Source organism: Pseudomonas sp. SO81 (assembly GCF_030374125.1).
Classification (GTDB): Bacteria; Pseudomonadota; Gammaproteobacteria; order Pseudomonadales; family Pseudomonadaceae; genus Aquipseudomonas.
In genome coordinates this window covers 1,863,300-1,884,880 of sequence record NZ_CP126126.1, presented here as the reverse complement: position 1 = coordinate 1,884,880, position 21,581 = coordinate 1,863,300, and the positions used below count along the sequence as shown (strand labels likewise).

Genomic DNA, 21,581 nt, shown 5'->3' with positions numbered 1-21,581 from the left:
GGTGGGGCATCAGCGCTCCAGCGGCGTCAGGCGCAGCAGATGCACGCGGCGGCTATCGGCGTTGAGCACGCGGAAGCGGTACTCGCCGATCTCGGTCACTTCGTTGCGCTTGGGCAGGTGGCCGAAGGCATTCATCACCAGGCCGCCGACGGTGTCGAATTCGCTGTCGGGGAACTCGGTGTCGAAGGTCTGGTTGAAGTTGTCGATTGGAGTCAGTGCCTTGATCAGGAAGTCGCCGGACGGCAGCGGCTTGATGTAGCTGTCCTCCTCGACGTCATGCTCGTCCTCGATGTCGCCGACGATCTGCTCCAGTACATCCTCGATGGTCACCAGGCCGGCGACGCCGCCGTACTCGTCGATGACCACGGCCATGTGGTTGTGGTTGGCGCGAAACTCGCGCAGCAGCACGTTGAGGCGCTTGGACTCCGGCACGAAGGTGGCCGGGCGCAGCAGATCCCTGATGTTGAACGGCTTGTCGCCGTTGATGATCAGCGGCAGCAGGTCCTTGGCCAGGAGGATGCCGATGACTTCGTCGACGCTCTCGCCGATCACCGGGTAGCGCGAGTGGGCGGAGTCGATGATGGCCGGGAGGAACTCGGCCGGGCTCTGGCTGGCCTTGATGCTGATCATCTGCGAGCGCGGCACCATGATGTCGCGTACCTGCAGGTCGGCGACCTGGATGGCGCCCTCGACTATGGTCAGGGCTTCGCTGTCGAGCAGCTTGTTCTGGTGCGCTTCGCGCAGGACTTCCAGCAGTTCCTGGCGGTTTCTCGGCTCATGAGCAAAAGCCTGGGTCAGTTTGTTGAACCAGGACTTCTGCTCGTTGCTCGATCGGTCTTCGCTCATGGTGTTTCTCGGGGCCTTCTATGGCAGTTATTCGTCGGCTGCGTATGGATCGGGGTGGCCCAGTTCGGCCAGCAATTCCCGTTCCAGTGCTTCCATTTCCTCGGCTTCCTCATCCTCGAGATGATCGTAGCCGAGCAGATGCAGGCAACCGTGGATGACCAGATGCGCCCAGTGCGCCTCCGGCGTCTTGCCCTGTTCACGGGCTTCGCGCTCGACCACCGGCACACAGATCACCAGATCGCCGAGCAGCGGTATATCCAAGAACTCGTCCGGCACGTCGGCCGGGAAGGACAGCACGTTGGTGGCGTAGTCCTTGTGCCGCCAGGTGTGGTTCAGCTCGCGGCCTTCGGCCTCGTCGACCAGGCGTATGGTCATTTCCGAGTCGGCCGTGCGCTGGCGCAGGGCCAGTTCGCACCAGCGGCGCAGCTGCGCCTCGCTGGGCAGGTCGGTGGCGCTGGAGACGTTCTGCAGGTCCAGTTCAAGCATCGCTGTGGCCTTTGCCTTCGTCCCTGCGCTCGCCCTGCTCCTCGAAGCGCTCGTAGGCCTCGACGATGCGTTGCACCAGCGGGTGGCGCACCACATCCTTGGGCTTGAAGTGGGTAAAGCTGATGCCCGGTACGTCCTTCAGCACGTTCATCACGTGGGACAGGCCGGACTTGGTGCCGCGCGGCAGGTCGACCTGGGTGACGTCGCCAGTGATCACGGCGGTGGAGCCGAAACCGATACGGGTGAGGAACATCTTCATCTGCTCGAGGGTGGTGTTCTGACTCTCGTCGAGGATGATGAAGCTGTTGTTAAGGGTGCGGCCGCGCATATAGGCCAGCGGGGCGATCTCGATCACCTGTTTCTCGATCAGCTTGGCCACGTTGTCGAAGCCGAGCATCTCGTACAGCGCGTCGTAGAGCGGGCGCAGATAGGGGTCGATCTTCTGCGCGAGGTCGCCGGGTAGGAAGCCGAGCTTCTCGCCGGCCTCGACCGCCGGGCGCACCAGAAGGATGCGCCGCACCTGCTCGCGCTCCAGGGCGTCCACCGCGCAGGCCACGGCCAGGTAGGTCTTGCCGGTACCGGCCGGGCCGATGCCGAAGTTGATGTCGTTGTCGAGAATGGCCTTGACGTAGCGCTGCTGGTTGGCGCCGCGCGGCTTGATCGCGCCCTTCTTGGTGCGCAGGGTCACGCCGGCGTCGGCCTTGCCGCTGTCCAGCGCTTCCAGGCCGGACTCCTGCAGGTACAGGTGGACCATCTCCGGCGACAGCTCGGCGCTCTTGGTCTCGCGATACAGGCGGCGCAGCAGGTTCTCGGCGGACTGGGTGTGCTTAGCTTGGCCGACCAGCTCGAACTGGTTGCCGCGGTTGCGGATCTCGATGGCCAAGCGTTGTTCGATCAGGCGCAGGTGCTCGTCGAATTGCCCGCAGAGGTTGGCGAAGCGGCGTGCTTCGTAGGGTTCGAGGGTGAAGCGATGCGGTTCTATGGAGGCGTTCAATGGGGTCCGGTTGCCGTTGTGCGGCGGAGTGATGGTCGAAGGATAACCCCAGGCGCCCGAGGGTGAAAGTTCGGGCGTCCGGCAATCGGCTAGCCGTTAGTCGATAAGGGTGCCGCGCAGGGAGTTGGGCAGTGCCTCGTAGATTTCCACGTCGACGAACTGGCCGATCAGGCTCGGGTTGTCGCAGCGGAAGTTGACCACGCGGTTGTTCTCGGTGCGACCCTGCAGTTGGCCCGGGTCGCGCTTGGCGTAGTCGGTGACGAGGATGCGCTGGGTGGTGCCGACCATCCGTCGGCTGATCTCGAAGCCCTGCTGGCTGAGGCGGCCGTTGAGAATCTGCAGGCGCTGCTTCTTCACCTCGTCCGGGGTGTCGTCGACCAGGTCCGCCGCCGGGGTGCCCGGGCGTGAGCTGTAGATGAAGGAGAAGGAGAAGTCGAAGCCGACGTCCTCGATCAGCTTCATGGTCTGCTCGAAGTCTTTTTCCGTTTCCCCTGGGAAGCCGACGATGAAGTCCGAGCTGATGCAGATGTCCGGCACCGCCGCCTTCAGCTTGCGGATGCGCGACTTGTATTCCAGGGCCGTGTGGTTGCGCTTCATCGCCGCCAGTACGCGGTCCGAGCCGGACTGCACCGGCAGGTGGAGGAACTTCACCAACTGCGGGATATCGGCATGGGCCTGGATGATGGCGTCGGAGAACTCCAGCGGGTGGCTGGTGGTGTAGCGGATGCGCTCGATGCCGTCGATGGTCGCCACCGCGTAGAGCAGGTCGGCGAAGTCGGCGATGTCACCGTCCGGGGTCGCGCCGCGGAAGCCGTTGACGTTCTGTCCGAGCAGGGTGACTTCCTTGACGCCTTTCTCGGCCAGCTGGGTGATTTCCAGCAGCACGTCGCCGAGCGGGCGGCTGACCTCTTCGCCGCGCGTGTAGGGCACCACGCAGAAGGTGCAGTACTTGCTGCAGCCTTCCATCACCGAGACGAAGGCGCTGGGGCCGTCGACGCGCGGTTCGGGCAGACGGTCGAACTTCTCGATCTCGGGGAAGCTGATGTCGATCTGCGCCTTCTTGGTCCTGCGTGCGGCGTCGATCATCTCCGGCAGGCGGTGCAGCGTCTGCGGGCCGAACACCACATCGACATAGGGCGCGCGCTCGCGGATGGCGGCGCCTTCCTGGCTGGCCACACAGCCGCCGACGCCGATCACCAGGTTGGGGTTCTCCTGCTTCAGGGCGCGCCAGCCACCCAGTTTGGAAAACACCTTCTCCTGGGCTTTTTCGCGAATCGAGCAGGTATTGAGCAGGATCACGTCGGCTTCCGCCGGATTCTCCGTGACTTCAAGGGCCTGGTGTTCACCCAGCAGATCGACCATGCGCGAGCTGTCGTACTCGTTCATCTGGCAACCGTGGGTCTCGATATAAAGCTTCTTGGCCATCTGCGTGCGTCGGGGTGATCGGATAGGACCGCGCATTATAGGGGGCGACCTGCGGCGTTCCTAGCGTTGCCTGTCCGGGCGCTGGTAAGATTCGCGCCCCCGATTTCCAGCCGTCCTCTATCCTCCTTCCTATGAGCAAGCGCGAACCCATCTACAAGGTGATTTTCCTCAACCAGGGCCAGGTGTACGAGATGTACGCCAAGCAGATCTACCAGAGCGATCTGTGGGGCTTCCTGGAAGTGGAGGAGTTCGTCTTCGGCGAGCGCACCCAGGTGGTGGTCGATCCCAGCGAGGAAAAGCTCAAGGCCCAGTTCGAGGGCGTGGTGCGCAGCTTCGTGCCCATGCATTCCATCGTGCGCATCGACGAGGTGGAGCGTCTGGGTACGCCAAAGATCAGCGAGGCCCGGGGTGGCGGCAACGTGATGCCGTTCCCCATGCCGATGCCGGAGAAGTAGGCGGACTGTCTTAAGGAACGAAGGCCGGGGCCTGCGGGCCGATGCTGGTGCCCGGTGCGCTGGGGGCGGGGCTGAAGCCGGACGGCGCGCCACTGTCGATGTGCTGCAGCTCCAGCAGGTAGCTGCGGAATATCTGCCCCAGCACCTGGCTGGCGGCCTGCAACTCTTCTCGCTGCATGCGCTCCGCGACCTGGTCAGCGCTGTCCATCGCCTCGTCCGAGCCATTCACCGCCGCCATTTTCAGCACGATGTAGGCCTGCACGTTGTTGGCCGGTACGCCTTCGCCATGGAAGAACATGTTGCCCAGTCGCAGCTGGGCCTGGGCGTTGCCCTGAAGCGAGGATTGCTCGAACCAGTGCAGGGCCTGGGGCAGGTCGCGCGGAGTGCGTTGACCGTCGTAGAAGAATTCGCCGAGTTCGTACTGCGCCTGGGTGTCGCCCTGCTTGGCCATTTCCTGGCAGGCGGCGAGGGCCTGTGGCAGTTCTTCGGGGGAGGCGTTCAGCGAGCAGCGCCCGATGGCGGGCACCAGCAGGGAGTTGTCGCCCGCGCTGGCCAGCAGCGGAGCAACGAGCGACAGGCAGCCCAGGAGCAGGGTGCGGCCGGTGCGATTCATGGAAATCCAAGCGCCTCGCGAAACAGACGGGCCTCATGCCCGGCCGGCGAAACGCGCCGGCCATCACATTATGTGATAAGCCGGGGCGTCCTTACAAAGTCTTTACCGGGATTTCCTCGCGAGCCGGTGTGTGCAGCGTCAGCAGCAGCCAGGCAAGCAGCGGGTAAGCGAGGGTCAGCAGGGCGTGATACAGGTCGACGCGGCGTAGCGGCCCGATAAAGCCTTCGGTGCCGACGGCCAGGCCGGCCACCAGGAACAGTGCAACAACTCCGATCGCCATCAGCCCCGGTTGACGCAGGGGCCACTCGCTCAGGCCGGCGTAGAGGATCAGCAGTAAGGTCACTAGATTGAGTCCTAACCGATAGGGCTGGCCCAGCTTCAAATGCTCCGCACCGATCAACAATGCCACCAGTCCTACCACCCAGACGGTCCAGATGCCTGGGCTCCAGGTTCGGTTTCGGCTAAGGCTCAGTGCTGCCAATCCCAGCAGTGGCAGTCCGAGCAGGCCGCTGAGTTGGCTGAATGCACGATGAATCTCTACCCAGTCTGGTGCCAGACCGTAACGCACCGTGCCGCAGAATGCGGCGACGGCAGGCAGACCAAAACCGAACAGTAAGGCGCGCAGCACCGGCTGGCCGCTGAAGGCCGGGCGCAGCCAGAACAGGCTGGCCAGGCAGGCCAGCGCCAGGATTCCATCACTGATCGCGGTGCTGTACTGCATCACTTCAGCCTGGCGAAGGCGCGCTCGGCCGCGGCGAAGGTGATTTCCAGTTCCTTGTCGCCGTGGGCGATGGAGGTGAAGCCGGCCTCGAAGGCGCTCGGGGCCAGGTACACGCCGCCTTCCAGCATCAGGTGGAAGAACTTGTTGAAGCGCGCCGCGTCGCTGGCCATCACATCACTGAAGGTGACGATATCGTCGGCGCCGCTGAAATACAGGCCGAACATGGCGCCCGCCTGGGTGGTGACGAAGGGGATGCCGGCGGCATCGGCGCGCTCCTGCAGGCCGGCCAGCATGCGGCTGGTGAACTCGGAGAGTTCGGCGTGGAAGCCTGGGCGGCTGATCAGCTGGAGGGTGGTCAGGCCGGCGGCCATGGCCAGCGGGTTACCGGACAGGGTGCCTGCCTGGTAGACCGGGCCGAGCGGGGCGATGCATTCCATGATCGCGCGCTTGCCGCCGAAGCAGCCGACCGGCATGCCGCCGCCGACGATCTTGCCGAAGGTCGACAGGTCCGGCACCACGCCGTAGTGTGCCTGGGCGCCGCCGAGGGCGACGCGGAAACCGGTCATTACCTCGTCGAAGATCAGCACCACGCCGTGCTTGTCGCACTGCTCGCGCAGGCCTTCGAGGAAGCCCGGCGCCGGCGGCACGCAGTTCATGTTGCCGGCCACCGGCTCGACGATGATGCAGGCGACGGTCGAGCCGACCTCGGCCAGGGTCTTCTCGACGGCGGCCAGGTCGTTGAACGGCAGGGTCAGGGTGTGCTTGGCGAAGTCCGCCGGTACGCCGGCCGAACTGGGTACGCCTTGGGTCAGCAGGCCGGAGCCGGCCTTGACCAGCAGGCTGTCGGAATGCCCGTGGTAGCAGCCTTCGAACTTGATGATGGCATCGCGACCGGTGTGGCCGCGGGCCAGGCGGATGGCGCTCATGGTCGCCTCGGTGCCGGAGCTGACCATGCGCACCAGCTCCATGGACGGCACGATGGAACAGACCAGATCGGCCATCTCCACTTCCAGGGCGGTCGGCGCGCCGTAGGACAGGCCGTGTTCCAGCTGCTTGCGCACCGCGTCCAGCACCTGCGGGTGGGCGTGGCCGAGGATCATCGGGCCCCAGGAACCGACATAGTCGACGTAGCGCTTGTCGTCCTCGTCGACCACATAGGCGCCTTCGGCGTGCTTGAAGAACAGCGGCGTGCCGCCGACGCTGCGGAAGGCGCGCACCGGCGAGTTGACGCCGCCGGGGATGTGTTTCTGGGCGTTGGCGAACAGGGCTTCGGAACGGGACATGGCGGTCTCTCTAAATTAGGAGTTGGCGAACAGCGCGCTGAAGGCGCGGGCGCGGGCCTCCACCTCGGTGGCGGAGGGCGCGGAGAACAGGGCATGGATCACCGCCAGCAGGTCGGCGCCACGGGCAATCAGCTCGGCGCCGTTATCCAGGCTGACGCCGCCGATGGCAGTGATCGGCAGGCTGAAGCGGGCGCGGGCCTGCTCCAGCAGCTCGGGCGTGGCGCTCGGCGCGCCGGGCTTGGTCTGTGAAGTGAAGAAGCGGCCGAAGGCGATGTAGCTGGCGCCTTCGCTGGCAGCCTGCTCGGCCAGCTGAAGGCTGGCGTGGCAGGTGCCGCCGATGATCGCCTTGCGTCCCAACAGGGCGCGCGCGGCGGATAGCGAACCATCGCCCTGGCCCAGGTGCAGGCCCACCCCCAGCCTGGCCGCCAGTTCGGCATCGTCGTTGATGATCAGGCTGGCGCCGTGGCGTGCGCACAGCTCGGCCAGTTGCGAGGCCTCGCGCAGGCGGCGGGCCTGGTCGTCGGACTTGTCGCGGTACTGCAGCAGGCGTGCCCCCCCTTTAAGAGCGGCTTCGACATAAGGCAGCAACTTGCCGTCGGCCAATAGCTGGCTGTCGGTGATGGCGTAGAGGCCGCGCAGCTTCACGGGCGGCCCGTCACAGGGAGAAGTCCAGTGGCAGGCGGCGCGGCACGAACTGGCCGCGGCCCGGCTGCTCCGCGTCGCGCAGGGTGCGCCAGGTGTAGTCCAGCGCCGAGCGCACGGCGCTGACCACTTCCTCGCCCAGGGCCAGACGGCCGGCCAGGGTGCTGGCCAGGGTGCAGCCGGAGCCGTGGTAGCTACCCGGCAGGCGCGCGCAGGTGAAGGTGTGGCGATCGCCGCCGCGCACATAGAGGCGGTTGTGCACTTCTGCCTCGTCGCCATGGCCGCCGGTGATCAGCAGGTTCTGGCAGAAGGGCGAGAGTTTCGCGGCGCATTCGTCCGGCGTGCCCTCGGGCAGTTCGGCGAGGATGCGCGCTTCCGGCAGGTTCGGCGTGGCGGCCGCGGCGATAGGCAGCAGGCGCTCGCGCATGGCGTAGCCGACGTCGTCCTTGCCCAGCGAGCCACCGCCGCCGGCACGCAGCACCGGGTCGCAGACTAGCGGCACGCCCGGCAGCAGCTGCATGATCTCGACCACGGTGTCGACCATCTCCACCGAGCCGAGCATGCCCAGCTTGACGGCGGCCACCGGCAGGTCGGCGATGATGGCGCGGGCCTGGGCCAGCACCCAGTCGCGGTCGAGCACGCGGAAGTCGCTGACGTTGACCGTGTCCTGCACGGTCAGCGCGGTGACCGCCGGAGCGGCGTGGCAACCCTGGGCGAGCAGGGCTTCGATGTCCGCCTGCAGGCCGGCACCACCAGATGGATCGTGGCCGGACAGGCAGAGGACGACGGGGCGGGAGTTGTGTCTGTTCATGGCCGGCGAGCTTACCACCTGGCGGCGGGAGGCCCAATCGCCGGGGCGTGACATCTTGTCCGGGGCGTCGGAATTTTCTTCCAGACCCTGTGATAAAGTGCCGGCCATACCAATCAGAAGGATTCTGTGCGCCGTCCCATGGGAGATGAGGGCTCCGGACGGCCGTGCACGAGTTCATGCGGGGCTGCATGCGTTACTGGGTTTTACTTTTCCTGTTGGGCTGGTCCTGGCTGGCGCAGGCCGTCGAGTTCGACGAGCACGCCCGCTACCTGACGCTCGGCTCGAAGATGCAGGTATTCGAGGACGTGCGCGGCGACGCCAGCATCGAGCAGGTCAGCTCCGCCGCGCTGGACGCCAGCTTCCGCGACAACGGCAAGGCGGTGCTCAACGCCGGCTACTCGCGCTCGGTGTTCTGGCTGCGGGTCGACCTGCTGTACAACCCTGTGCAGTCGACCAAGCCGAAGAACTGGCTGCTGGAGCTGGCCTACCCGCCGCTCGACCACCTGGAGCTGTACCTGCCCGATGGCCAGGGCGGCTATCGCCTGGCCGCCCGCACCGGCGACTCGCTGCCGTTCTCCTCCCGGCAGATCAAGCAGAACAACTACCTGTTCAACCTCGAACTGACGCCGGGCCAGCCCAAGCGCGTCTACCTGCGCGCGCAGAGCCAGGGCTCGATGCAGATGCCGCTGGGCCTGTGGGCACCGGACGCCTTCATCGAGGCGCAGCCGGCGCGCATCTACACCTTCGGCCTGATCTACGGCGTGCTGTTGGTGATGCTGATCTACAACCTGTTCATCTTCCTCGCCGTCCGCGACACCAGCTACCTCTACTACATCCTCTATATCGCCTCGTTCGGCCTGTACCAGGTCTCGGTCAACGGCGCCGGCATCCAGTACTTCTGGCCGGACGATCCCTGGTGGGCCAACGCCTCCACGCCGTTCCTGATCGGCTCGGCGGCGCTGTTCGGCTGTCAGTTCGCCCGCAGCTTCCTGCACACCGCGGACCACAGCCCCTGGGTCGATCGCCTGCTGCGCCTGCTGATGGCGGTGGGCGGGCTGGTGATGGTGCTGGCGCTGACCACCAGCTACGCCAGCGCGCTGCGCCTGGCCACCCTGCTGGCCCTGGCCTTCACCGTGGTGATCTTCAGCGCCGGCGTGCTGGCCTGGCTGCGCGGCATGCGGGTGGCGCGCTACTTCATCATCGCCTGGTCGGCCTTCCTCGCCGGCGGGGTGATCAACACCCTGATGGTGCTGGGCTATCTGCCCTATACCTTCTTCACCATGTACGCCAGCCAGTTCGGCTCGGCGCTGGAGGTGGGTCTGCTGTCCCTGGCCCTGGCCGACCGCATCAACGCGATGAAGGAAGAGCGCGCACGCATCCTTCAGGAGGCCGGCCGCGAGCTGGAAGTGCTCAACCGCGAGCTGGCCGACAGCAACCGCCTGAAGGACGAGTTCCTCGCCACCGTCACCCACGAGCTGCGCACGCCGATGAACGGGGTGATCGGCTCGCTGGAGCTGATGCAGACGGTCAAGCTGGATGTCGAGCTGGAGCAGTACCAGCGCACTGCCGCCAGCTCGGCGCGCGACATGATGCGCATGGTCAACGACATCCTCGCCCTCACCGAGCTGCAGGCCGGCAAGCTCTACCCGCGGCGCGAGCCGTTCAGCCTGCGCGGCCTGGTCGACGGCCTGCGTGCCCAGTACGGCGGCAAGGCGGCGGAGAAGGGCCTGCAGTTCGCCGTCGAGCTGGAAGACAGCCTGCCCGACACCCTGGAGGGCGACGCCGCCAAGCTGGCCCAGGCCCTGGGCTACCTGCTGGACAACGCGGTGAAGTTCACCCACCAGGGCCAGGTCACCCTGCGCATCGGCGCCGCCGGGCCGCTGGCCGGCAGCATGCCGCTGCGCCTGGAGGTGCTGGATACCGGCATCGGCTTCATCGCCCCGCAGGACGGCAACCTGTACCAGCGCTTCCACCAGCTGGATGGCTCCATGACCCGCCAGTACGGCGGCCTGGGCATCGGCCTGGCGATCTGTCGGCAGCTGGTGGAACTGCTCGGCGGCAGCCTGCAGCACCAGTCGCAACCCGGTCGTGGCAGCACCTTCGCCATTGCCCTGCAGCTCGACCTGCCGGCCCAGCGCCAGGACGTCGCCCCGGCCCCGCGCAGGGTCGGCGGCCAGCCGCAGCGCCGCGCGGAGCAATGCACCGTGCTGATCGTCGAGGACAACGCGATCAACCAGCTGGTGACCCGCGGCATGCTGCTCAAGCTCGGCTATCGGGTGCGCACCGCCGACAACGGCGTCGAGGCCCTGGAAGTGCTGCGCAGCGAGCCGATCGACGCGGTGCTGCTGGACTGCCAGATGCCGGTGATGGACGGCTTCGCCACCTGCCGTGCGCTGCGCAACCTGCCCGGTTGCGCCGAGACCCCGGTGCTGGCCATCACCGCCCACAGCCACAGCGGCGACCGCGAGCGCTGCCTGGCTGCCGGCATGAGCGACTACATGGCCAAGCCGGTGAAGTTCCTCGAGCTGCAGGCCCTGCTGCACGACTGGGTACTGTGCCGCGCGCCGAGCGCCTGACTCTGCTTCGCTGACGACGATAGGGCTGCTGTAGGCAAAAAATATAACTTGGAAGTAGGGACCTGATTCTTCGCGGCTTTCAGCGGCCCAAGGAAGGACCAAAAAACAAATATAACTTGGTGAAAACGACCATTATGACCCTGCTGCAAAAAATATAATTTGGAAGGAATTCTCACTCCTTTCGCTGATGGCAGTAATTCACGCCGATTACAGCCTATACATGTAAGTAGACTCATATTTGAATTTTTCGAGTAAATAGCTACGTTTGCTCGATTCCATGGGTTCGGTCTTAATTGTTTCGAGCCGCTTTGACCAGCGAGAATCGTACTTTTCTAACCATTCCATCTCAGGGCTGCCTCTAGGGCTACGCAACGCCTCATATCGATAGACCCACTTCCAGTTTATGCCTGGGTTGTTCTCCTGGAATATTTTTGGGTGCTCATTCGACGAATTTAGAATTCCGCATTTTGCGTAGCTTAAAAACTCCATCGGATCGCTAAAAAAAGCCGAGATTTCGCGGAGGGTACCCGAAACCAGTGTGGAGTGAGATGGGGCGCGCCACCGAATCTTCCATAAGCTAGGTAAAATCTGTTTGGTTCTTTCGGCGATGTTAGGGGTTTTTATTGCTTTTGATTTCCATATTTTGTAGTCAATGACCTTGAGTTTGTTAACCCCGTTCATCGAGTTGTTTAAAATGAAGTGCACTGTTCTAGCATATTTTAGGCGGTGGTCTGTTTGGGGGAGCGTTGACTGGATGTTAGCCTTTTTACTATAAAAGCTGCCGGGCCTAATCGAGTCATTAAATTGATATTCAGCAGTAAGCTTTGTTCCATGCTTCCAGCAATGGGTCACTTCATAAATTTGATGTGATCTATGCCAGTACATAACTCCGTATTGCGATGAATCTTCTGCCATGCATCGGTCGCATACCTTCGTGAATTCGCTTACCGATACGGGTATGTGGGCCAGATCCCTGGCGTAGCGGTCCCCAATCGTTAGCGGGTCAAACGTGTGATCTCGGTACAGCTTCTCCAAGATCTTCTGCGGGTCGCCTGGGATTCGTTGGGCCAGAGTTCTTATGTTCCTGCGCAGCGTCACATGTATTAGGCTTGCGGCTGGAACGTAACTTTTCTCAGCAGGCCCAAACAGAGCTTCAAAAGAACGCTTTAGGCTACTTGATGCGGTTAGGTGATGATAGCGCAGAAGGATGGAGTCCATTGACTCATCGGGCAATGGAGTCGGAAAATAAGTAAGTTTCAAAGCTATTTTTGCTGTTGGTTTGATGTGTAAGCGAATGCGTTTTTAGGTTCAAGAGGCAGTTCGGTTCGCTCTATCCCGAACTCTGCAGTCATAGCTGCAAAGAGTATTCACTCCAACGTAGCGATTTTTCCAAGTTTGACGGCGCCTGCCTAAGTTCTGGAAAAAAGTCAGTGTTGCAGTTGAAAAAATTGTTATCAAGTTGAGCGCTTCGTCACTTTAACGAAGAGCTGAATACAGGGCCTTGTAGGGGCAGCAAATAGTTAGACTGTTCTTCTATTTTTCCCGCAAGGATGACGTCATCTAAGGTTGGGTAATGGCGCAGCAGGAACTTGGCATCGTGGCGGATTTTTTCTGGCAAACTGCTATCTCGTGAAAGTGCTACAAGGAAATCCCGAGTCATCACTACCGCTCTTGATCGCTCGTTGGGCATCGTCATATTCACCTCCCTCAGAACCGAACCGGCCAAGATGGCCCGAACACCTCTCGATTAGACCACCTCGCGAATGATCGCCGCAGACATCCAAGACGGAAGCTTGTGTCGCACAGAAAACAAATCCTGCCAGTCCTGCGGAGACAGTCGTCCACGCAGTTTCTCCATCGCTGTATTTACATGCGCCTCGCCTAACCAGGCGAGCGCTCTGATCACCGCTCCAGGTAGTAGTGTACAACCAAGCGCTAGCATCCACTTTGGCGCGCGCCTGATCTCGACCTTCGTCTTATTAAACGTAAGCGTTTTTCCTCGACCGCTGGTGAGGAACACGTATTGTACGGGCACCTAGGTGGTCAGTCCGAGGCTATTAGCGGCCCAGCCCCCACCCTCAGTAATTGTTTCTCGTGTGCTCTGAGCCAACGACTGTACGGTCTGCTGTACCCCTGGCGGACGCACCCCGAACCTGGTGCTTATTGGCACCACATACAGCCCGCGTGCTGGTCGCATAAGCAATCCGACCCTCGCCAACCGCGAAAGCGCTTGGTGCACAGCCGCCCGAGTGCCCAGATGTAGGAATTCGCTTGGTGTGAGAATGGCCCCTTCGGCCAATTTCCTACCGTGGTCCAAGATCGTTTCAGAAAGAGACTTCATGGTGCAGAGCCGGAGGTATCTGTCATGTCATAAATTTTGGCCAGTATCTGGCATTGATCAAACAGTGACCGCCACGGGCGGTGGCTCTATACTGCCAAATGACTAGAACCGTTCCGTCATATGACGGTGGAGCACGTTATGGTGGCGAGGAAGCACGGTGGAAAGGAGAAAGCTGAGCCCGGGGCTTCGAAGGCCAAAACAAAAGCCGGTTCGATTATGAGGTCGGGTGTTCAGAGTGGGCTCGTGAGAAACCTTGGATCAATAGCGAGGGCCGCTCTTAGCCCCGACGCGCCGAAGAGATCCAAAGCTATCACTGGTAGTGAGACTGCCTTCTGGGGCTTGGTCAATGAAACCGCCAGTACTAGTGAGCAGGAGCGCATCGTCAGGATCATCGAAGGCTACCCAGCTGATCATCTGGTGACTGTCAGGTCCGCATTGACGTTGACAGCGACTCTGGCTGAGCAACTGTTCGCGGTGTCGCAATCAACCCTGCTACGTCGCCTGAAGGACAGGCAGCGTTTGAGTTCCGTGACGTCAGAGAGGCTGGATCGGCTTGCCTCCGTGGCCCACCTAGCGCAGGAGGTGTTTGAAAATCGGGATCGAGCTCTGTCTTGGCTCTCCTCTCCTAACATCGCCCTTGGCAGCCAGCCGCCGATCATGTTGTGTGAAACCGAGCTTGGCGCAAACCAAGTTCGTCGAGTGCTTCATGCCCTCGAATGGGGGGGCGCCGCTTGAGGATCGCATGGCGGCTATCTAAGGCGAAGCACGGAAGCGATCTCTCCGGTACAGGGTCTGCAATCAGTGGCGGACGTTGGAATAACAAGGACTTTCCGGCGCTTTACTTGGGAGAGAACCCAGCTATTTGCTGCCTAGAACATTTCGTAAACGCGTCCGGGCCACCTTCGACGGCCATGGTACTGGCTCAGATTGAGCTTCCGGGCGATGAAGGTTTGTACTGGGAACCCGAACCACTTCCTATTGGGTGGGATAGCAAGCCGGCGGACACTCCTAGCATGGAGTTCGGCACGGCCTGGCTGAAATCTGGGAGCCACTTGGGTCTGATCGTTCCCTCAGCTGTATTACCTGTGCAGAGGAATATGGTGATCAATCCTCGACACCCCGCTTGGGCTTACATCAAGGTCATAGAGGTCCAAGACTTCTTCTATGACCCCAGAATGTTTCAGAGTCGAATCTAGGCTGCCGCGGTAGGAACCGGTATCACTACGTTAGCGGACTCTTGTACTCCGCGTGGCTGACTTGTTTCCAAATAGGCCTTTGCCCGCTTTGCGATTAGGTAGTTTACGTAGCCTTTCCACATACCTACTGCACAAATGAAGAACACTAGGCAAATGCCCGCCCCTGCAATCCAACCAAAAGGCGATGGTAGGAATACGCCGCTCAACAGCAGGAAGACCACGCCGACAAAGATGAAGTAGCCGCCAGCAAACAGACAGAAAATCGCATCAAGCTTGCTAGAGCGGCCCATGCAAATGCTTGGCTCGTCTGCATCAGGCTCAAGACGAACGAATCCACTGATTGAGCGAAGTTGGCTGTGATCCCACCGCCCCATGGACGCAAGCTCGAGCATGTATTTCATTTTCTCGGGACTCGCAGAGATTCCTGATGCGATGCGGAAGACTTCTCCTTGTATCGAGCCATCGAGGTAGCCTGCTAGCGACGTACCCTCCGGCGTGTATTCACGCAGCTTGCGCAGACGTTCGTACTTCTTGTGGACGACATGCCTGTCGTGGAAGTCCAAGAGCCGAGTCAAGATCGTCAAAATAACTGTGATCAACCCAATAAGGGTCGCGACTATAAAGTAAGTGTTTCCCAGCATAGCGCGGGCAGCTTCGATGATCGATTCCATTTTTAATTCCTTAAGAGTAAGCCCGTCAAAACACTGCCCTTGAGAAGGGTTAGACTCCGTCATCTCTGCAGTCTCGGCAGTGTCCCCCTAACTGCCCGACATACATTGCAGTCCGATTGCTGAGCAGCGTTCAAATGGCATCGGACTCTTAGCAAAAGTATGTAGCAGGCACACCAGCTCTTGCTGGACGAGTAATATTGCCCGGCAAATGCGTTGTTTGCACAATTAACCTGTTCGGAATGTGCCGATGAAGTGGACTGTCCCCAATATTCAGAATGCCGGATTCACTCAGTTTTGCGATTTCATTCGAAAATCAGCTGTTCGCCCTGCAGCAGGCCTATCTCCCAGCACACATCAGAATCATTTGGAGGTTATTCATGTACCCGTAATTCCTCAACCGGGCGCCATGCTTGGGAGTTGCTGGTTTAACTGCCTCGAACACATGCTGGCCAATGGTGGAGAGGTCGTGTACGGCTGGGCTCTATGGCACCGCGAGGGGGCCTATCTTGGCCAACACCATGCGGTATGGCGTGGCGGGCAAGGTCAGCTGCTCGATCCAACGCCCAATGTAGTTGGTGATAAGCACATTATTTTCATGCCAGACAACCGCGCGCCATTTGATATTGAAAAGCTGCGCAGCCCGTTCTCTGTGAGCTGGAGTAGCGATAGCCAATGGGCATGGGTGGCAGCAGATGGCACACAGGTCCGTGAGTTCTACATCGCGGCGATGGAACCCACCCCCGCGCAGCGAGCTCGGATCGAGCGAATTCGTCAGGAGCTGAAACTCCGCAAGTGATATCCTTACTTTCTGCCCATGAGCTTCCTCTCCCGGCTATCGATACCGGTGACGAAACATGGTTGAGGCGGCCCTTGGGCCGCCTCCGTCATTTATGCGCTTGATCCGCAGTACGGCTATGCAATGGCTGGCGGAAGAATGACTTCACGAGAGCCCACAGCGCTTCAATCGCTGCGACTGGAGGCTGGCTCGAGGATGCACCTCCTGCTCGCAGAGGGCGTTGCGCTGAGCAATGTAGCGCTGCGTATTAGCCTTATCGCGCTGCTACACGAGCAATTTGCTGCGCGCTCAGTTGCCCGGACCAAGTGCGCAGCCTGATCACCGAGACTCTGGGCAGTCATCAACATTCAATCGAGAACGTGGCCGCGCTGCTTGGAATACATCCGCGGACTTTTCAGCGAAGATTGATGGCAGAAGACTGAGCTTCAAGAGGCTTCTTTCTGAAGTGAAGCTGTGAACAGCTTGCTGGCACCTGCAGGCCGCCACGATCGACCTAACGCGCCTCTCCGACGTGTTGGGTAACCAGAGTCTGGCCGTCTTTTCCAAGGCATTTCACAACCGATTGGGGATGTCCCCCACTAGCTGGCGGAAACTCGCGATCTCTCGAAAAGAGTAAAAATCTACATCGGTCTTCCTCAAGGAGGCGGCCGAGTGTGCTGATGGCCGTAGGACTCCCTCACGTTGCAAAGTTCGGCGACACGCTTCGTCTTCGCCTAGCCCCGCATGGAGACATGGCTAACCGTAGTGACGCGTACTCAGGTGCGCCGCCAGGATGGTTGAACCAGGTTTACGAAGGCGGCCTTGATAAGACCCCTTCCTCCATAGAGTTCTACTAGCGGTCGAGTGCCGATCGCCGAACCTCATGATAGATTCCGTCGCCATGCCTCGTGCGGCTTAAGCCCATCACCTGGAAGGACAACGGGAGAGAGATCAGGATGTACGAAAACCAGGCTGTGCAGCGCATCTATGCCTATCTGACCAACGAGCTCGGATACCCCACAGAACTGGTGCAGCGCGAACACCGATCGAGTCGCAATACACAGCTGGACTTAGTTGTAGAAGTGGGAGGCCGCATACAGATCGTTTGCGAAGCCAAGCGCCTCGACACCTTGCCTCACGACGTCAAGCTGCTTCCATTCGACGCCCTTATCCGCCAGATTCAATTTGCCGCAATCGAAGTGGGAGCAAGGTACTTCCTGATCTCCGATGGGCAAAAGATGCTTTGGTTCGAGACAGATGAATCGGGCCGTCCCCTCCCACTTGCCGCCCCCAAATCCTATCGTGATCTGTTAGCAGCAGGACCTGACAGTCGGTCGCGTGCTAGCCATATTGCGGGAGCACGAAACACGTTGCGCCACTTATTGGAGCTAGCGCGGCTTGAACAGTGGTCCCCTGAAGTCCTAGCGCTGATTCTCTACGCATACCTTCAGCGTCGGCACGGAATCGAAATATTCTATCAACTGCTATTGAGCAGCTCCGAATCGCAGAGTGCACTTCACGCGGCGCAATCGCACTGGCCGGATGAGTCTGTCACAGGATTCGTAGAGGCACTCGAATACTTCTCTAAGCGAGACAGGACCTCACATCGAGCTCTCGAAAAAGCACTTGAGATGCTCAACGCATCGGCGTTGGACGAGCTCGCTCCTGCTGACGCACTACTGCTTCTCGATGACATCCTCGACCGCTACCCAGCCTGGTCGGGAGCCAGTCGATTACCGCGCTGGACCTCAGACTTACTCGTGCGCCTCGCAGACATTGAAGACGGCGATAGCGTTCTCGACCTGCATTGTGGCTTGGGGAATATATCGGCTGCTATACGAATGGCGAGAGCCACACCGACCATGCGCATGGGCTTGCTAGCTCGCAACTCAACTGAGGTCTTGTGGGCCAGTGTTCAGCAGTTGATGTTCGGTGCTGACCTGCCGTCAGTCTCTATTAGCGATTCGCGCGATCTTACTCGACACATTGGAGTACCAAGTGTTCGGGCTCACCGCATTCTTGTGGCGCCACCTTTTGGACGAACCATTTGGGATGAGCGCTTCAGCAATCGGCGGGATGGCAAGCTTTCAAGCGAGGAGGCATATCTCCGCTATGCGTTAGAGCTACTGGCGCCGAATGGCCGCATCGTTGCGCTACTGCCAAACGGCCTATTGAGCAACCCGGGCAAGTCACAACTGCGTGAGTTCCTGCTGAATAATGGCTTGAAAGCCGTGATCGACGTGGGTACCTACCTGCCTGATTCGGGTGTAGCTGCAAGCATCGTAGTGCTAGACAAATCCATGCCCGCCAGGGATTCGCTGTTTTTTGCAAAAGCCCAAAATCGACAACAGCAGGACAGCTTTGACTGTACTTCCTTGCCTGGGCTGCTCCATGTGTTGAACCGATTCGAAGCATGGATGCGAGGTGATGAGGTTGGCGAAGACGATTTTGGCCTAACCGCCACGGAGTCACCCTCGCAAGGTGTATTGAGCGCCGGGCCGTATCTTGCGCGCCAAGCACAACGCGAGCTCACCCTTACATCCTTCAAACATCATTCGCTAGAAAGCCTCGCCCTCGTGACCAAGGGAGGGTCTATCCGCCGCTCGAAGGAGGCGGGTGGCGTGGTGTTCATTGGACCCGGCGCAGTGAGGCCCTTAGATATCCAGTTGGATTCTTTAGATCGAGCGGACAATGCCGAGGTGATGAAATATCCCAAGGCGATTGCAAGCGAAGGTGACATCGTAATAAACGGCCTTAGTACCTATTTAGGTGCCGCGGCGCTAATCGAGAGCGGTCATTATTCTATTAATCGACACATCTTCCGCGTTCGCGTTCACAACCCTCTCGTGCTGCCGGCGTACCTCGCTATCGCGATCAACAGCCGCTATGTGCATGAAGCTCTGATCGCAGGTTCCGGCGGAAGCGTGATGACGATGCTGAGGTTGGATGTCCTTAAGCAAGCCTTGATTCCAGTCCCCCCGCTCGATATTCAAGCCGAGATCGTCCAAAGAGTCGCCGAAGCCAAGGCAGAGCGTGAAGCTGCCGAAAAATTGCTTCAACAGAAAAAACAGGCCCTCTCTGCTGTGGTGCGTAATCTCGATTTAGGAGATATGGCATGAAGTATCCAGTTCATGTCAGCGGCAGAGTTCTCGAGCAGACGCTCGACTCGGTGCTGAAGCTCCTGGGTGGTTCGGGGCATGTGCTATTCGCCGCCATGGACCGTATTACCGCAGGTACAACTTCTCACGTCGCCGCACCTACTAGCCCCTCCGAGTTCGAAAAAAAGAGAAACGAGATCGCGCGAATTCTCCAGTCGCCAATGATGCTGCGAGGTCTAGGGATTGCTCTGGAACTATTCGAGGAGGTCTATCGAGACGTGCACGCGATGGGTGGTGTTCCGGGCCACCGACCGCAGGATCTGCTGGAGCTATTGCGCATCGACACCGAGCAACCTGATGAAACGATCTCGCTTTCCACAGACATGCGATGGGTCGTAGAGTGGCCTGTTCGCTTGCCGGCCGATGGTCCTGAGACGCGCATGAGTTGCGAGTGGCTAGCCCGACCTTGGGGTACCGTGGTACCTCCCTACATCGTCAACTATCTCTCAAGTGCTGCTACCGCCCGCCGCCAAAAGCGCAATGACGCCGCCGTAGCCCTATTGTCGATTGCTGCGGAGGCGACGCTTCGTGACGTCCTCTCGAGCCACGGCTATTCGTTCACGTCCGGTGCGACATCAAAAGACATTTACGCCTACAGTCACGCGCAGGTCACTGCAGACGTTGCTGCTGGCACCTACATCGTGAAATTTCAAGGCTCGATGCCGTTAGGTGTGAGTGATTTCATCACCTCTTTCGCTGGTGCACCGGTGCAAATAAAGTTGAAACGCGTACCAAAGGACAGGAGCGGGACGCGTGTGGATCTCAACATCGTCGCGCCCAATCCACTCTGCGAGCACTGGACATCAGCAACGATAGCTACCCCTGGTGTCCGCACTGTTGGTGGCCTCGGCGCCGCGCTGGACATCGCGCGCAATCAGGTAGCTTGCGTAACGGCAGAAGACTTAGCTCTCGATTTCGACGAGGTGTTGCAGGCGGTCAGGAACAACCTAGTTCATCTGTCGGGGGTAGCGCTCGACACGCCGCTACCGCGTTTCGACGTCATCAAGAGCGGCTTCTCGCTGAGAGACTTCCTAATGGAGGATTTGTTAGTGCAAGACTTCGTCGCTGCGATTTCGAGGTTCGTGACGGTCCAATACGTCAAGCTTCGCAGCTCCGGGACGTTATATAGCTAAGGTACTTGGATAGAGCCTTTTCGTTGCCGGGCGGCTAGTCGCCGTCCGTCTCTCGTGGCCTCTAAAAAAGGGCCGCTACTTTCCCACGTGGAAAATTTACGTTCGCTAACGGCGGAGCATACATATGCAACACGAGACTGCTAATGGGGCGCTGACACAAGGCTTTTGATTTTTTCTTCTGGTTTTCTCGTTTCGAGGCCGCACTTAAGGAGTCTGGCTTTCTGAAGGGTGAGGCTGAAGGCAATGTCGCCGAGCCGAGCTGGCAGAAGTTCGTAGGTGCCTATGCTGCCCAGTACGAGATTACAGACTCTGGACGAAGATTGCTGGAGCTGGCGCCTGAACAGCAGATCGTCGGCGTGGGAAAGAGGCTCACATGGCATCAAGTAGACCTAGGGAGATGCCAGAGCGAGCTTTGCAAAGTGGTCAGCATGCTCAAAACCCTGCGAAACAATGTATTTCATGGCGGGAAAAGTGGTGGATCAGGGTGGGACCAGCCTGCTCGGACTGCGGATCTGCTGGACAATGGCATCAGTGAGCTACATGCGCTTGCTGTCCTTGCAGGATTAGAAGCAGATCTTTGGCAGAAGTACTAACGTAGCCTCCTGAAGCCCAAACCAGATCAGTAGAGGCCTTGTATCGATGAGCCAGAAAAACGAAGTCTATATCTCGGTTGATGTCGAAACTTCAGGCCCAATTCCAGGTGAGTACAGCATGCTTACGATAGGTGCTTGCCTGGTTTATGAGCCAGATCTGGTGTTCTCGTGCGAGCTCAAGCCAACTTCTGCCAATGCGGATCCTGAGGCGTTGGCGGTAGCGGGTCTTTCTCTTGATAGGCTTGCGGCGGACGGACTGGCTCCTGACATTGGAATGAAGGCGTTTCAGAGTTGGATTGAGAAGGTCGCCGGCGCTGACCAGCGACCCGTGTTCGTAGGGCTTAACGCTCCATTTGACTGGTCATTCATCAACTACTACTTCCATTGTTACCTTGGATCGAACCCCTTCGGTTTCACTGCTCTGGACATCAAAGCTCTCTACATGGGCGCTACAGGGTCGAGCTGGGGTGACACACGTTCCAGCCAAATGGCTGCACGGCTTAACTCCAAGCTTGAAGGGGACCATCAAGCGCTGCATGACGCTCAATTCCAAGCGGAGCTATTTCGTTTGATCAGGGCGATCAAACCAGAGATCTGAGTTCATTCCTTCCTGAGTATTCTCATCGACACCGACACTAATTTGCACGCCGAACCGAAACCGGATCGCATGCAAAACCGCCGGCCATCCGCGTCGCCGACGCATGCTCGCATCTCCACCACTGATTCGCGTACGCCGCCAATTTGATTGATCAACCGTTGAGACAGCACGGACCATCAAGGCCATAGAGCCGATCATGTGATTTCGCAGCAGAGCACGGCGAGATCGGGCCGTTCGCTTGTGCCGGTAGGTACCTCCTCTCAT

The 21,581-nt window shown here is 60.0% G+C and carries 23 protein-coding genes; 10 read left to right on the top strand and 13 right to left on the bottom strand.

Features of this window, described 5'->3' with window-relative positions; all coding sequences use genetic code 11:
* Positions 1-9: 9 nt before the first annotated feature.
* The 4 genes from OH686_RS09035 to miaB form a co-directional block, all read right to left on the bottom strand.
* A complete protein-coding gene (locus OH686_RS09035) occupies positions 10-846 on the bottom strand; it encodes a CorC family transporter (RefSeq protein WP_137975031.1) in 837 nt (278 codons plus the stop codon).
* Between the two features lie 27 nt (positions 847-873).
* Complete coding sequence (gene ybeY, locus OH686_RS09030; protein ID WP_289537905.1) at positions 874-1,332, bottom strand: rRNA maturation RNase YbeY; 459 nt, start codon at positions 1,330-1,332, stop codon at positions 874-876.
* On the bottom strand, positions 1,325-2,326 hold the full coding sequence (locus tag OH686_RS09025; RefSeq protein WP_289537904.1) for a PhoH family protein: 1,002 nt from the start codon (positions 2,324-2,326) through the stop codon (positions 1,325-1,327). Before OH686_RS09025 ends, ybeY begins: the two co-directional genes overlap by 8 nt.
* A 96-nt stretch (positions 2,327-2,422) precedes the next feature.
* Complete coding sequence (gene miaB, locus OH686_RS09020; RefSeq protein WP_289537903.1) at positions 2,423-3,751, bottom strand: tRNA (N6-isopentenyl adenosine(37)-C2)-methylthiotransferase MiaB; 1,329 nt, start codon at positions 3,749-3,751, stop codon at positions 2,423-2,425.
* A 131-nt stretch (positions 3,752-3,882) separates the two neighbouring features.
* On the opposite strand from miaB, the gene OH686_RS09015 reads away from it, so the two are divergent.
* Positions 3,883-4,206, top strand: a complete 324-nt coding sequence (locus OH686_RS09015) for a DUF1820 family protein (protein ID WP_137975027.1) — start codon at positions 3,883-3,885, stop codon at positions 4,204-4,206.
* Between the two features lie 10 nt (positions 4,207-4,216).
* Here OH686_RS09015 and OH686_RS09010 read toward each other — a convergent pair whose 3' ends face one another.
* The 5 genes from OH686_RS09010 to OH686_RS08990 all read right to left on the bottom strand — a co-directional run bounded on the left by OH686_RS09010 (position 4,217) and on the right by OH686_RS08990 (position 8,276).
* The gene (locus OH686_RS09010) at positions 4,217-4,819 is read right to left on the bottom strand and encodes a tetratricopeptide repeat protein (RefSeq protein WP_289537902.1); all 603 of its coding nucleotides are present in this window, start codon (positions 4,817-4,819) and stop codon (positions 4,217-4,219) included.
* A 91-nt stretch (positions 4,820-4,910) separates the two neighbouring features.
* Positions 4,911-5,540, bottom strand: a complete 630-nt coding sequence (locus OH686_RS09005; RefSeq protein WP_289537901.1) for a DUF6962 family protein — start codon at positions 5,538-5,540, stop codon at positions 4,911-4,913.
* Entirely contained in the window at positions 5,540-6,823 is a 1,284-nt protein-coding gene (gene hemL / locus OH686_RS09000; RefSeq protein WP_289537899.1) for a glutamate-1-semialdehyde 2,1-aminomutase, read from the bottom strand. The genes OH686_RS09005 and hemL overlap by 1 nt, the downstream gene beginning before the upstream one ends.
* 15 nt (positions 6,824-6,838) lie before the next feature.
* Positions 6,839-7,468 (bottom strand): thiamine phosphate synthase, encoded by a 630-nt coding sequence (thiE, locus tag OH686_RS08995; RefSeq protein WP_289537897.1) that lies wholly within the window; start codon positions 7,466-7,468, stop codon positions 6,839-6,841.
* Between the two features lie 10 nt (positions 7,469-7,478).
* Complete coding sequence (locus tag OH686_RS08990; RefSeq protein WP_289537895.1) at positions 7,479-8,276, bottom strand: hydroxymethylpyrimidine/phosphomethylpyrimidine kinase; 798 nt, start codon at positions 8,274-8,276, stop codon at positions 7,479-7,481.
* A gap of 188 nt (positions 8,277-8,464) precedes the next feature.
* Between OH686_RS08990 and OH686_RS08985 the strand changes: the two genes are divergently transcribed.
* Complete coding sequence (locus tag OH686_RS08985) at positions 8,465-10,852, top strand: hybrid sensor histidine kinase/response regulator (protein WP_289537893.1); 2,388 nt, start codon at positions 8,465-8,467, stop codon at positions 10,850-10,852.
* A 207-nt stretch (positions 10,853-11,059) separates the two neighbouring features.
* On the opposite strand, the gene OH686_RS08980 is transcribed toward OH686_RS08985, so the two are convergent.
* The 3 genes from OH686_RS08980 to OH686_RS08970 all read right to left on the bottom strand — a co-directional run bounded on the left by OH686_RS08980 (position 11,060) and on the right by OH686_RS08970 (position 13,193).
* Positions 11,060-12,112, bottom strand: a complete 1,053-nt coding sequence (locus OH686_RS08980) for a TniQ family protein (protein ID WP_354005286.1) — start codon at positions 12,110-12,112, stop codon at positions 11,060-11,062.
* 211 nt (positions 12,113-12,323) lie between these two features.
* A complete protein-coding gene (locus OH686_RS08975; protein ID WP_289537891.1) occupies positions 12,324-12,548 on the bottom strand; it encodes a BPSL0761 family protein in 225 nt (74 codons plus the stop codon).
* A gap of 339 nt (positions 12,549-12,887) precedes the next feature.
* A complete protein-coding gene (locus OH686_RS08970; RefSeq protein WP_289537890.1) occupies positions 12,888-13,193 on the bottom strand; it encodes a DUF6088 family protein in 306 nt (101 codons plus the stop codon).
* Positions 13,194-13,313: 120 nt separating this feature from the next.
* Here OH686_RS08970 and OH686_RS08965 point away from each other — a divergent pair, with 120 nt between their 5' ends.
* Together OH686_RS08965 and OH686_RS08960 are read left to right on the top strand one after the other, a co-directional pair.
* Positions 13,314-13,928, top strand: a complete 615-nt coding sequence (locus tag OH686_RS08965) for an Xre family toxin-antitoxin system antitoxin (RefSeq protein WP_354005285.1) — start codon at positions 13,314-13,316, stop codon at positions 13,926-13,928.
* Positions 13,910-14,389, top strand: a complete 480-nt coding sequence (locus OH686_RS08960) for an RES family NAD+ phosphorylase (protein ID WP_289537888.1) — start codon at positions 13,910-13,912, stop codon at positions 14,387-14,389. Before OH686_RS08965 ends, OH686_RS08960 begins: the two co-directional genes overlap by 19 nt.
* Here the strand turns inward: OH686_RS08960 and OH686_RS08955 are convergent.
* Positions 14,386-15,060 (bottom strand): hypothetical protein, encoded by a 675-nt coding sequence (locus tag OH686_RS08955; RefSeq protein WP_289537886.1) that lies wholly within the window; start codon positions 15,058-15,060, stop codon positions 14,386-14,388. The genes OH686_RS08960 and OH686_RS08955 overlap by 4 nt on opposite strands.
* Positions 15,061-15,307: 247 nt before the next feature.
* On the opposite strand from OH686_RS08955, the gene OH686_RS08950 reads away from it, so the two are divergent.
* The 6 genes from OH686_RS08950 (at position 15,308) to OH686_RS08930 (ending at position 21,317) form a co-directional block, all read left to right on the top strand.
* Positions 15,308-15,856 carry a hypothetical protein gene (locus tag OH686_RS08950; protein WP_289537884.1) on the top strand — a complete coding sequence of 183 codons (549 nt, stop codon included), beginning with the start codon at positions 15,308-15,310 and terminating at the stop codon, positions 15,854-15,856.
* A 305-nt stretch (positions 15,857-16,161) separates the two neighbouring features.
* Positions 16,162-16,278 carry a helix-turn-helix domain-containing protein gene (locus OH686_RS23240; RefSeq protein ID WP_354005284.1) on the top strand — a complete coding sequence of 39 codons (117 nt, stop codon included), beginning with the start codon at positions 16,162-16,164 and terminating at the stop codon, positions 16,276-16,278.
* A gap of 513 nt (positions 16,279-16,791) precedes the next feature.
* Entirely contained in the window at positions 16,792-18,954 is a 2,163-nt protein-coding gene (locus tag OH686_RS08945; protein WP_289537882.1) for an N-6 DNA methylase, read from the top strand.
* Positions 18,951-20,126, top strand: coding sequence for a hypothetical protein (locus OH686_RS08940; RefSeq protein ID WP_289537880.1), 1,176 nt, complete (start codon positions 18,951-18,953; stop codon positions 20,124-20,126). The genes OH686_RS08945 and OH686_RS08940 overlap by 4 nt, the downstream gene beginning before the upstream one ends.
* Positions 20,127-20,554: 428 nt before the next feature.
* Positions 20,555-20,719, top strand: coding sequence for a hypothetical protein (locus tag OH686_RS08935; protein WP_289537878.1), 165 nt, complete (start codon positions 20,555-20,557; stop codon positions 20,717-20,719).
* Positions 20,720-20,765: 46 nt separating this feature from the next.
* Positions 20,766-21,317 (top strand): 3'-5' exonuclease, encoded by a 552-nt coding sequence (locus tag OH686_RS08930; RefSeq protein WP_289537876.1) that lies wholly within the window; start codon positions 20,766-20,768, stop codon positions 21,315-21,317.
* Positions 21,318-21,581: the final 264 nt, after the last annotated feature.